General features: G+C 65.0%; 9 protein-coding genes. 8 read left to right on the top strand and 1 reads right to left on the bottom strand.

What is annotated here, in order from left to right; translation table 11 throughout:
- The first annotated feature begins 12 nt into the window (after positions 1-12).
- The 5 genes from nifH (at position 13) to AZOLI_RS02920 (ending at position 8275) form a co-directional block, all read left to right on the top strand.
- Complete coding sequence (nifH, locus tag AZOLI_RS02940) at positions 13-909, top strand: nitrogenase iron protein (protein WP_014247088.1); 897 nt, start codon at positions 13-15, stop codon at positions 907-909.
- Between the two features lie 185 nt (positions 910-1094).
- On the top strand, positions 1095-2534 hold the full coding sequence (nifD, locus tag AZOLI_RS02935; RefSeq protein ID WP_014247087.1) for a nitrogenase molybdenum-iron protein alpha chain: 1440 nt from the start codon (positions 1095-1097) through the stop codon (positions 2532-2534).
- A 31-nt stretch (positions 2535-2565) separates the two neighbouring features.
- Positions 2566-4125, top strand: a complete 1560-nt coding sequence (gene nifK / locus AZOLI_RS02930) for a nitrogenase molybdenum-iron protein subunit beta (RefSeq protein WP_014247086.1) — start codon at positions 2566-2568, stop codon at positions 4123-4125.
- Between the two features lie 305 nt (positions 4126-4430).
- Entirely contained in the window at positions 4431-6104 is a 1674-nt protein-coding gene (locus tag AZOLI_RS02925) for a methyl-accepting chemotaxis protein (RefSeq protein WP_244442508.1), read from the top strand.
- Between the two features lie 218 nt (positions 6105-6322).
- Positions 6323-8275, top strand: coding sequence for a methyl-accepting chemotaxis protein (locus AZOLI_RS02920; RefSeq protein ID WP_014247084.1), 1953 nt, complete (start codon positions 6323-6325; stop codon positions 8273-8275).
- Between the two features lie 12 nt (positions 8276-8287).
- Here the strand turns inward: AZOLI_RS02920 and AZOLI_RS02915 are convergent, their stop codons facing one another.
- Positions 8288-8827, bottom strand: coding sequence for a hypothetical protein (locus tag AZOLI_RS02915; protein WP_014247083.1), 540 nt, complete (start codon positions 8825-8827; stop codon positions 8288-8290).
- Between the two features lie 225 nt (positions 8828-9052).
- Between AZOLI_RS02915 and nifE the strand changes: the two genes are divergently transcribed.
- The 3 genes from nifE to nifX are packed head-to-tail and all read left to right on the top strand — an operon-like array spanning position 9053 to position 12287.
- Positions 9053-10459, top strand: coding sequence for a nitrogenase iron-molybdenum cofactor biosynthesis protein NifE (gene nifE, locus AZOLI_RS02910; protein ID WP_014247082.1), 1407 nt, complete (start codon positions 9053-9055; stop codon positions 10457-10459).
- Positions 10460-10464: 5 nt separating this feature from the next.
- A complete protein-coding gene (nifN, locus tag AZOLI_RS02905; RefSeq protein WP_044550386.1) occupies positions 10465-11850 on the top strand; it encodes a nitrogenase iron-molybdenum cofactor biosynthesis protein NifN in 1386 nt (461 codons plus the stop codon).
- A gap of 38 nt (positions 11851-11888) precedes the next feature.
- Positions 11889-12287, top strand: coding sequence for a nitrogen fixation protein NifX (nifX, locus tag AZOLI_RS02900; RefSeq protein ID WP_014247080.1), 399 nt, complete (start codon positions 11889-11891; stop codon positions 12285-12287).
- The last annotated feature ends 2 nt before the right edge of the window (positions 12288-12289 follow it).

The following is a 12289-nucleotide window of genomic DNA, read 5'->3' as shown; positions in this document are numbered from 1 at the left end:
GGAGCGACCCACATGGCCAAAGCGCCTCTGCGTCAGATCGCCTTTTACGGCAAGGGCGGTATCGGCAAGTCCACCACCTCTCAGAACACGCTGGCCGCGCTGGTCGAGCTGGATCAGAAGATCCTGATCGTCGGCTGCGATCCGAAGGCCGACTCGACCCGTCTGATCCTGCACGCAAAGGCCCAGGACACCGTCCTGCATCTGGCCGCCGAAGCCGGTTCGGTCGAGGACCTGGAACTCGAGGACGTCCTCAAGGTCGGCTACCAGGGCATCAAGTGCGTCGAGTCCGGCGGTCCGGAGCCGGGGGTCGGCTGCGCCGGCCGCGGCGTCATCACCTCGATCAACTTCCTGGAAGAGAACGGCGCCTACGACGACGTGGACTATGTGTCCTACGACGTGCTGGGCGACGTGGTCTGCGGCGGCTTCGCCATGCCGATCCGCGAGAACAAGGCCCAGGAAATCTACATCGTCATGTCCGGCGAGATGATGGCGCTGTACGCCGCCAACAACATCGCCAAGGGCATCCTGAAATACGCGCACAGCGGCGGCGTCCGCCTCGGCGGCCTGATCTGCAACGAGCGTCAGACCGACAAGGAATGGGATCTGGCCGACGCGCTGGCCAAGCGCCTGGGTTCCAAGCTGATCCACTTCGTGCCGCGCGACAACATCGTGCAGCACGCCGAGCTGCGCCGCATGACGGTCATCGAGTACGCCCCGGACAGCAAGCAGGCCGGCGAATACCGCGCGCTGGCCAACAAGATCCACGCGAACTCGGGCCAGGGCTGCATCCCGACCCCGATCACCATGGAAGAGCTGGAAGAGATGCTGATGGACTTCGGCATCATGAAGACCGAGGAGCAGCAGCTCGCCGAGCTGGCTGCCAAGGAAGCGGCGAAGGCCGGCGCCTGATCCCGGGCGTAGCGACGGTTGCCTACCGGCCCCCCTGCCGTCCGCGCAGGGGGGACCGCCTGAACACTGGCCCCATCCCCAGCCCCGCACAACGCCGACCCAGCAAAGCCAGGGGCGACGGCGTGGGAGGGAGGGGCTCGGTCACGCGCTGAAGCGGCGCGGAAAATTCAAGCAGGAGGCCGGCTATGAGCCTGTCCGAGAACACCACGGTCGACGTCAAGAACCTCGTCAACGAAGTCCTCGAAGCCTATCCCGAAAAATCCCGCAAACGCCGCGCCAAGCACCTGAACGTGCTGGAGGCCGAGGCCAAGGATTGCGGCGTCAAGTCGAACGTCAAGTCCATCCCCGGCGTCATGACGATCCGCGGATGCGCCTACGCCGGTTCCAAGGGTGTGGTGTGGGGTCCGATCAAGGACATGATCCACATCTCCCACGGGCCCGTGGGCTGCGGCTATTACTCCTGGTCCGGCCGCCGCAACTACTACATCGGCGACACCGGCGTGGACAGCTGGGGCACGATGCACTTCACCTCCGACTTCCAGGAGAAGGACATCGTCTTCGGCGGCGACAAGAAGCTGCACAAGGTCATCGAGGAAATCAACGAGCTGTTCCCGCTGGTGAACGGCATCTCGATCCAGTCGGAATGCCCGATCGGCCTGATCGGCGACGACATCGAGGCGGTCGCCCGCGCCAAGTCGGCGGAAATCGGCAAGCCGGTCATCCCCGTGCGCTGCGAAGGCTTCCGCGGCGTGTCCCAGTCGCTGGGCCACCACATCGCCAACGACGCCATCCGCGACTGGGTGTTCGAGAAGACGGAACCCAAGGCCGGCTTCGTCTCCACCCCCTATGACGTCACCATCATCGGCGACTACAACATCGGCGGCGACGCCTGGTCGTCCCGCATCCTGCTGGAGGAGATCGGCCTGCGCGTGATCGCCCAGTGGTCGGGCGACGGCACCATGGCCGAACTGGAGAACACGCCGAAGGCCAAGGTCAACCTGATCCACTGCTACCGCTCGATGAACTACATCGCGCGTCACATGGAAGAGAAGTACAATATTCCTTGGATGGAATACAACTTCTTCGGCCCGAGCCAGATCGCCGAGTCCCTGCGGAAGATCGCCGCTCTGTTCGACGACAAGATCAAGGAGAACGCCGAGAAGGTCATCGCCCGCTACCAGCCGATGGTCGATGCGGTCATCGCCAAGTACAAGCCGCGGCTGGACGGCAAGAAGGTCATGATCTACGTCGGCGGCCTGCGTCCCCGCCACGTCGTCGATGCCTATCACGACCTGGGCATGGAGATCATCGGCACCGGGTACGAGTTCGCCCACAACGACGACTATCAGCGCACGCCGCACTATGTGAAGGAAGGCACGCTGATCTACGACGACGTCACCGCGTTCGAACTGGAAAAGTTCGTCGAGGCGATGCGTCCCGACCTCGTCGCGTCGGGCATCAAGGAAAAGTACGTGTTCCAGAAGATGGGCCTGCCGTTCCGCCAGATGCACAGCTGGGATTATTCCGGCCCGTACCACGGCTATGACGGCTTCGCGATCTTCGCCCGCGACATGGACCTGGCCATCAACAACCCCGTCTGGGGCGTGATGAAGGCCCCGTTCTGACCATCGGCCTCTGGAACAGGAGAATTCGACAATGACCGACAAGCTTTCGCAGAGCGCCGACAAGGTCCTCGACCATTACACCCTCTTCCGGCAGCCCGAATACGCGGCGATGTTCGAGAAGAAGAAGACCGAGTTCGAGTACGGCCATTCGGACGAGGAAGTCGCCCGCGTTTCCGAATGGACCAAGTCCGAGGAATACAAGGCGAAGAACTTCGCCCGTGAAGCGGTCGTCATCAACCCGACCAAGGCCTGCCAGCCGATCGGCGCGATGTTCGCCGCCCAGGGCTTCGAAGGCACCCTGCCCTTCGTCCACGGCTCCCAGGGCTGCGTCGCCTATTACCGCACCCACCTGACCCGCCACTTCAAGGAGCCGAACAGCGCGGTCTCCTCGTCGATGACGGAAGACGCGGCGGTGTTCGGCGGCCTGAACAACATGATCGACGGCCTGGCGAACGCCTATGCGCTCTACAAGCCGAAGATGATCGCGGTGATGACCACCTGCATGGCCGAAGTCATCGGCGACGACCTGCAGGGCTTCATCGCCAACGCCAAGAACAAGGAAAGCGTGCCGGCGGACTTCCCGGTGCCGTTCGCCCACACCCCGGCCTTCGTCGGCAGCCACATCGTCGGCTACGACAACATGATCAAGGGGATCCTGAGCAGCTTCTGGGGCACGTCGGAGAATTTCGACACGCCCAAGACCGAGCAGATCAACCTGATCCCGGGCTTCGACGGCTTCGCCGTCGGCAACAACCGCGAACTGAAGCGCATCGCCGGCGAGTTCGGCCTGAAGCTGCAGATCCTGTCCGACGTGTCCGACAATTTCGACACGCCGATGGATGGCGAGTACCGCATGTATGACGGCGGCACCACCATCGAGGAGACCAAGGAGGCCCTGCACGCCAAGGCCACCATCTCCATGCAGGAGTACAACACGACCCAGACCCTGCAGTTCTGCAAGGAGAAGGGCCAGGAGGTCGCCAAGTTCAACTACCCGATGGGCGTCACCGCCACCGACGAGCTGCTGCTGAAGCTGGCGGAACTGTCGGGCAAGCCGGTACCGGCCAGCCTGAAGCTGGAGCGCGGCCGTCTGGTCGACGCCATCGCCGACAGCCACACCCACATGCACGGCAAGCGCTTCGCCGTCTACGGCGACCCGGACTTCTGCCTGGGCATGACCAGGTTCCTGCTGGAGCTGGGTGCGGAGCCGGTGCACATCCTGTCCACCTCGGGCTCCAAGAAGTGGGAGAAGCAGGTCCAGAAGGTGCTGGACGGCTCGCCCTTCGGCGCCTCGGGCGCTGCCTATGGCGGCAAGGATCTGTGGCACCTGCGCTCGCTGATCTTCACCGACAAGGTGGACTACATCATCGGCAACAGCTACGGCAAGTATCTGGAGCGCGACACCAAGGTTCCGCTGATCCGCCTGACCTACCCGATCTTCGACCGCCACCACCACCACCGCTATCCGACCTGGGGCTATCAGGGCGCGCTGAACGTGCTGGTGCGGATCCTGGACCGCATCTTCGAGGACATCGACGCCAACACCAACATTGTCGGCCAGACCGACTACTCGTTCGACCTGATCCGCTGATCGGCCCGCCGGCCGAAAGGCCGGCGGCAATCCAGGCATCGGTTCTACAGGCATCGGTTCCAGCCTACCCGACGGGCCGGGGTTTCCATCCCCCCGGCCTGGCGGCATCCTCCCCAACCCGGAGAGCGCCGGCAACGGCACGCTCCGGGTATTTTTGTATGAGCGAATGCCAGGGAGTTCATGGGGGCGATTAAGACAGGACCGGCCGGAATTGGATATTTTGCGTCCGCCAATAGAAATTTTTGGGAATGCCCAGATCTCGATTCATTTCTTTACGAACGATTGTAAATAATGTTGTCGATAAAATGTATAGACACGATTTGCAAAATGCGAATCTTTCTTCCCAGAATGCGTCATACCTTTGTTGCATTCCGAATTCCGCGCCTAGATCCTCAGGATTTGTACTTATTGACTGCCTCCATTCCATACGTTTTGATAATGCATGTTCAGCAAACATTCAGGCGTGTTGCGAGGCGGGGGGGGCGGCAATGTTCGGTTTCATTCAGTCGATCTACGGCAAGGACTCAGAAGGCCAATCGGTATTGTCCGCGCTGGACCGTTCGCTGGCGATGATCGAATTTGCCCTGGACGGGACGATCCTGACCGCCAATGCGAATTTTCTGGCGGTTATGGGCTATTCATTGCCGGAAATCGTTGGGAAGCACCACAGGATGTTCGTCGATGCGTCCGAACATGCCAGCCCGGCCTATCGGGAGTTCTGGGATCGGCTGAATCGCGGCGAATTCCAGCGGGCGCTGTACCGGCGCATCGGCAAGAACGGCCGCGAGGTCTGGATCGAGGCCACATACAACCCCATCCTCGACGCCGCCGGTCGCCCTAGCAAAGTCGTCAAGATCGCCACCGACGTCACCGAAAAACAGGGCATCAACGCCGACATGCGCGGCAAGGTCGAAGCCATTTCGCGCTCGCAGGCCATGATCGAGTTCAATCCAGACGGCACCGTCATCACCGCCAACGAGAATTTCCTCCAGGTGCTCGGCTACCGTCTGGACGAGATCCGCGGGCGTCATCACAGCATGTTCGTCGATCCGCAGGAGCGCGAGACTTCCGCCTATCGCGAGTTCTGGGCCAGGCTGAACAAGGGACAGTTCGAAGCCGCCCAATACCGGCGCATCGGCAAGGGTGGACGTGTCGTCTGGATCCAGGCATCCTACAACCCGGTTTTCGATGACGCCGGCCGCCTGCGCAAAGTCGTCAAGTTCGCGACCGACATCACCGACCAGATCGGCCTGCTGGACCGCCTGAAATCCCTGATCGACACCAATTTCACCGAGATCGAACAGGCGATGAGCGACGCCCACAGACAGGCCGACACCGCCGCCGCCGCATCGTCGGAAACACGGGGAACGGTGCAGACCATCGCGGCTGGGGCGGAGGAACTGGCCGCCGCCGCCCGTGAGATCGCCGACAGCATGTCGCGGTCGCAGCAGGCGGCCGACGCGGCCGTAAGCGAGGCCGACAACGCCGACCGCGCCGCGACCCGTTTGTCGGAAGTGGCGAAGGCAATGGGTGGCATCGTCGAACTGATCCGCTCCATCGCCGGACAGATCAACATGCTGGCCCTGAACGCAACCATTGAGGCGGCGCGGGCCGGCGAGGCGGGCCGGGGCTTCGCCGTGGTCGCCAACGAGGTCAAGAACCTGGCCAACCAGTCGGCGAGCGCGACCGCCCAGATTTCCCGCGAAATCGAGGGGATGCGTTCCGTCTCCGGCGATGTCGTGTCTTCCCTGTCGGCAATCCGCACGGCCATGACCGATCTGCGTGAATTCGTCGTCATGTCCGCCGGCGCGGTCGAGGAACAGACCACCGTCACCGCCAGCATCTCCGCCAACATGCAGGGAGCATCGACCTCGGTGGGCGTTGTGGACCGGAACATCAACGCAATCTCCGCCGCCTTCGCGCAGGTCGAAACCGCCATCGCCGCGACCAAGGAAGCAGCCCAAGTGCTCGCCCGCTGACCGGAACGGATTGGTGAAGGAATCGGACAGGCCGGCTCAGGCACACAAGGAAAATGTGCCTGAACTCCCATTTGATCGGGCCCGCCATCACAAAAAGTTCACCCTTCGAATGCTAGGGATATCCCCAGATTGGCGGCGCTCGGCCGGCCGATATAGTTGGATATGCTGATGCCATCGCCCGGCAGTCGGGAAGGCAGTTGCCGATCCTTGGGGGTTCCATGTCCGATCGCGTTCTTCAGGCAGGCTCTTCCCGGCCACCAAGAAAATTCATCCACCGCATCCTCATCGCCGCCACGCTTCTCATCACTCTTTCGGTCGGCGCACTCGGTCTTCTGGTCTACCGGCTGTCGTCGCAGGCCTTGCAGGCGGAGATCGACGCCAGGATCGAGACGGCCGGCACCGCCGCGGTGGACGGCATCCAGAAATGGCTGGCGGGGCGAATGATGCTTGTCCGTCTGGTGGCCGAGGACGTCACGTCCGCCGGCCCGGACGCGATCCTGCCGATCATCGCGCGCAAGACCCTGCGCGACACCTTCTCCGAGGTCTATTTCGGTGCCGAGGCGGATGGCCGCTTCACCACCTTCAACCCGTCGGAACTGCCGCCCGGCTACGACCCGCGCAAGCGCCCCTGGTACAAATCCGCGGTCACGACGCGCGACCTCACCCTGTCGGAACCCTATCAGGACGCCACCACCAAGAAGCTGGTGATCAGCGCGGTCATGCCCGTCGCCAGCGGCGGGACGCTGCGCGGCGTTGCCGGGGCCGATCTGCCGCTGGACGTGCTGCAGGAATTCCTGCGCTCCTTCGCGATGGACGGCAAAGGCTTCGTCTTCCTGGCCGACGGCGACGGCAAGATCCTGGTCCACCCGGACGAGGCGATGGTCATGAAGCCCTTCGGCCGCAAGCCGGTCGAGGGACGCGAGATCGCGACCGACGACGGCCGGCTGGTGCGGTTCTACAACATCAAGGGCCTGCCAGGCCTGAACTGGTATGTCGCGGTGTCGATGGAGCGCGCCAAGGTGCAGGCTCCGATGGAGCTTCTGGCCAAGCTGCTGGCCGCGACCGTACTGGGCGCCATCGTCTTCGTCGTGCCGTTGCTGGGGCTGTTGATCGCCCGCATCGTCGCCCGCCCGATCACGCGGATGACCGACGCGATGTCGCGCCTGAGCGCCGGCGATCTGTCGGCCGACATCCCGGCACTCGACCGCAAGGACGAGATCGGGGCGATGGCGCAGTCGCTGGAGGTGTTCAAGGAGAATCTCGCCCGCAACCGCGCCATGGAAGAGGAGATGCGCCAGACCCGCGAGCAGGCGGAACGGGACAAGCGCAACGCCCTGGGCCGGATGGCCGACAGCTTCGAGAACACGGTCAAGACCATCGTCGGGCAGGTCATCGGCTCCGCCAGCCGGATGAAGGGCAGTTCGCAGGAACTCTCGACCATGGCCGAGGACAGCCGCAGGCGCGCCGCGGCCGTCGCCGCCGCATCGGAGGAGGCCTCGACCAACGTGCAGACCGTCGCCGCCTCCGCGGAAGAGATGACCGCCTCCATCGGCGAGATCTCGCGTCAGGTGACGCAGTCGAGTGCGGTGGCCCGCCAGGCGGTGGAACGGGCGGATGAGGCGTCGCAGAATGTCCAGCTCATGGCCGATCAGGCCCGCAGCATCGGCACCGTGGTCCAGCTGATCCAGGAGATCGCCAGCCAGACCAACCTGCTGGCGTTGAACGCCACCATCGAAGCGGCCCGCGCCGGCGAGGCCGGAAAGGGGTTCGCCGTCGTCGCCAGCGAGGTGAAGGGCCTCGCCACCCAGACCGCCAAGGCAACGGAGGAGATCTCCAGCCAGATCGCGGCGATGCAGGCTGCGACCGACGACACCGTGGGCGCCATCCAGAAGATCACCACGATCATCGCCCAGGTGAACGAGGTGTCGACCACCATCGCCGCCGCGGTCGAGGAACAGAACGCCGCGACCCGCGAAATCGCCCGCAGCGTGCAGCAGGCCGCCTCCGGCACGCAGGAAATCTCCCGCAACATCGGCGGCGTCCAGCAGATCGCCGACGGAACCGGCAACGCCGCCCAGCAGGTGCTCGACGCTGCCGGGGCCCTGTTCGGCGATGCCGAGAAGCTGTCGACGGAAGTCGACCGTTTCATCCACGAGGTGCGCGCCGGCTGACATGGGGCCGTTTCAGCCGTCCCGAAGGGCAAAGCCGACCACCCGCTCCAGCGCACGGTCGGCTGCCGCCCGCCAGCCCTCCCCGGCCAGCTCGACCGGGATCGGCGGAAGTCCGACCGACGGGGCGGCGACGCCGCCGCGGACCGGTCGGGCGCGCAGCAGCAGGCGGGGGTGCGCGGTGCCGCTCCAGTCCCGGCGGCCCTCCAGGACCAGCAGAAGAATCGGGCCATCGACGGTCGGCGGCAATTCTTCGGTCGGTTCGGCGTCGAGCGCCACCGTGCGCAGGCCGAGGTGCACCACGGACCTGCCCCGGTCGGATACCATCCGCGTGACGAGTTCGGCTGCGGCATCGCACAGCATTGTCGCTTCCGGCGGAGCCGCGCGCTGATCGAGGTCGAGGTATCGGCAAGCGACGCCGATCTCACGACCGGACTCCCGCGTCAACCGGATCACCGCGCCATCCTGTGCCGCCGCGCCCGGCCCGGCCGCCAGCGCCACCAGTATTCCGGCCATCGTCGCCTGTCGGCGGCGGCGCCATCCGATCCGGTCCATCGTAACGCCCCTTTCCCACCAGCGTCCTGATACGGGCGGCCCCGCCCTGCCCCTGCGCGGGATGTGCGACACCCGACAAGCCCGCGCCGCGCCCCCCGATTGTCAGCTATCGGACAGGGCCGATAAACCCGACAATTCTTATCTGTCAGTGACTTACCATCTGGCACGCCCCCTGCATCACAGCAGTGCAGAGCCATTTCCGGCGCCAGGATGGGAGAAGCGGGCATGCTCCAGGACAAGATCCAGGACGTCTTCAACGAACCGGGCTGCGCGACCAACCAGGCCAAGTCGGCCAAGGAGAAGAAGAAGGGCTGCACCAAGTCGCTGAAACCGGGGGCCGCGGCCGGCGGCTGCGCCTATGACGGGGCGATGATCGTGCTGCAGCCGATCGCCGATGCCGCCCATCTGGTCCATGGCCCCATCGCCTGCCTGGGCAACTCGTGGGACAACCGCGGCTCGCAATCCTCCGGCCCGCAACTCTACCGCACCGGCTTCACCACCGACCTGTCGGAACTGGACGTCATCGGCGGCGGCGAGAAGAAGCTCTACCGCGCCATCAAGGAGATCGTCCAGCAATACGACCCGCCGGCCGTCTTCGTCTATCAGACCTGCGTGCCCGCCATGACCGGCGACGACATCGCCGCGGTCTGCAAGTTCGCAACGCAGAAGCTGGGCAAGCCGGTGATCCCGGTGGATGCGCCGGGCTTCGTCGGGTCGAAGAACCTCGGCAACAAGCTGGCCGGCGAGGCGCTGCTGGAGCATGTCATCGGCACGGTGGAGCCGGAATACACCACCCCCACCGATGTCTGCATCATCGGCGAATACAACCTCGCCGGCGAGCTGTGGCTGGTCAAGCCGCTGCTCGACGAGATCGGCATCCGCCTGTTGTCCTGCATCTCCGGCGACGGCCGTTACAACGAGGTCGCCCAGGCCCACCGCGCCCGCGTCACCATGATGGTGTGCAGCCAGGCGCTGGTGAATGTCGGCCGCAAGATGCAGGAACGCTACGGCATCCCCTATTTCGAGGGCTCCTTCTACGGCGTTTCCGACATGTCGGACACCCTGCGCACCATGGCCCGCATGCTGGTGGAGCGCGGCGCCGACAAGAGCCTGATCGACCGGGCCGAAGGCGTGATCGCCCGCGAGGAAAGCCGCGTCTGGCGCCGGTTGGAACCCTACAAGCCGCGCTTCGAGGGCAAGCGCGTCCTCCTCTTCACCGGCGGGGTCAAGAGCTGGTCGATGGTCAGCGCGCTGGAAGGCGCCGGCCTGACCATCCTCGGCACCTCCACCAAGAAGTCGACCAAGGAGGACAAGGAGCGCATCAAGAAGATGAAGGGCGACGAGTTCCACCAGTGGGACGACCTGAAGCCGCGCGACATCTACAAGATGCTGGCCGACGATCAGGCCGACATCATGATGTCCGGCGGCCGGTCGCAGTTCATCTCCTTGAAGGCAAAGGTTCCCTGGCTCGACATCAACCAGGAGCGCCACCACGCCTATGCCGGCTATGACGGCATCGTCAATCTCTGCGAGGAGATCGACAAGACGCTGTCCAACCCGATCTGGCGTCAGGTCCGCCAGCCGGCACCGTGGGAGTCCGGTCCGTCCTCCACCCTTCTGGCGGCGGAGTGATGGCGATGTCCCACATCCAGCGCTTTCCCTCCGCCGCCAAGGCCGCCTCCACCAACCCGCTGAAGATGAGCCAGCCGCTGGGCGCTGCCCTGGCCTATCTCGGCGTCGACCGCTGCCTGCCGCTGTTCCATGGGTCGCAGGGCTGCACCGCCTTCGGGCTGGTGCTGCTGGTCCGCCATTTCCGCGAGGCGATCCCGCTGCAGACCACGGCGATGGATCAGGTCTCCACCATCCTCGGCGGCTACGACAATCTGGAACAGGCGATCCGCACCATCGTCGAGCGCAACAAGCCCGCCATGATCGGCGTCGCCACCACCGGCGTCACCGAGACCAAGGGCGAGGACATGGGCGGCCAGTACACGCTGTTCCGCCAGCGCAACCCCGACATGGCCGGCACCGCCCTGGTCTTCGCCAACACCCCCGACTTCGCCGGCGGCTTCGAGGACGGCTTCGCCGCCGCCGTGACCGCCATGGTGGAGCGGCTGGTCGAACCCTCGCCGGTGCGCATCCCGACCCAGGTCAATGTGCTGGCCGGCAGCCATCTGTCGCCCGGCGATGTCGAGGAACTGCGCGACATCATCGAGGGCTTCGGCCTGTCGCCGATCATGCTGCCCGACCTGTCGCTGTCGATGGCCGGGCGCCAGCCGACCGACTTCACCGCCACCTCGCTGGGCGGCGTGACGGTGGACCAGATCCGCGCCATGGGCGCCTCGGCCACCACCATCGTGGTCGGCGAGCATATGCGGGTGGCCGGCAACGCGCTGGAGCTGAAGACCGACGTTCCCAGCCATTTCTTTAGCCGCCTGACCGGGTTGGAGGCGTCGGACAAGCTGGTCCGGCTGCTGATGGAACTGTCGGGCAAGCCGGCGCCGGCCCGGCTGCGGCGCCAGCGCGAAGCCCTGGTCGACGCCATGCTGGACGGGCATTTCTTCTTCAGCCGCAAGCGCATCGCCGTCGCGCTGGAACCCGACCTGCTCTATGCCGTCACCGGCTTCCTGGCCGACATGGGGGCCGAGGTGGTCGCCGCGGTGTCGCCGACGCAAAGCCCGGTGCTGGAACGGCTGAAGGCCGCCACCATCATGGTCGGCGACCATTCCGACATGGAGACGCTGGCCCGCGACGCCGACCTGATCGTCTCCAACTCGCACGGGCGGCAGGGCGCGGCGCGGATCGGCGTGCCGCTGCACCGCATGGGCCTGCCGATGTTCGACCGGCTGGGGGCGGGCCTGCGCGTCCAGGTCGGCTACCGCGGCACGCGCGAGCTGCTGTGCGAGATCGGCAACCTGTTCCTCGCCCGCGAGATGGACCACGGGCCCCACGACGCCGGACATCATGGGGCAGACGAATCGCACGGCTGCGGAGGCGGATCATGCGGATGCAACGCCGTCTGAGCGTGGTGCAGGACCCACGCCCGACCAAAGGAGGATCGATGAAGGTCGCTTTCTGCACCCAGGACATGCAGCACGTCGATGCGCATTTCGGCTGGGCCAAGAACATCGCCGTCTATCGGGTCGACCGCCAGGGCCATGCCTTTCTGGAGACCTTCCAGTTCGGCGGCTCGATGTTCGAGGACGGCAACGAGGACAAGCTGGTTCCCAAGCTGGAGGCGCTGGCCGATGTCGCCATCGTCTACCTGTCGGCCATCGGCGCCTCGGCCGCCGCCCGCGTGGTGGCGAAGAAGATCCATCCGGTGAAGGTCGAGGCCACCGAAACCATTCCGGCCCTGCTCGACAAGCTGGTCCAGACGCTGAACGGCAATCCACCGCCCTGGCTGCGCAAGGCGATGGGCGAGACGCCGCAATTCCATTTCGACGAGGAGGAGGTCTGAGC

This window comes from Azospirillum lipoferum 4B (assembly GCF_000283655.1).
Taxonomy (GTDB): domain Bacteria; phylum Pseudomonadota; class Alphaproteobacteria; order Azospirillales; family Azospirillaceae; genus Azospirillum; species Azospirillum lipoferum_C.
The sequence above is the reverse complement of the archived record's forward strand: the minus strand, read 5'-3'. Positions and strand labels throughout refer to the sequence as shown.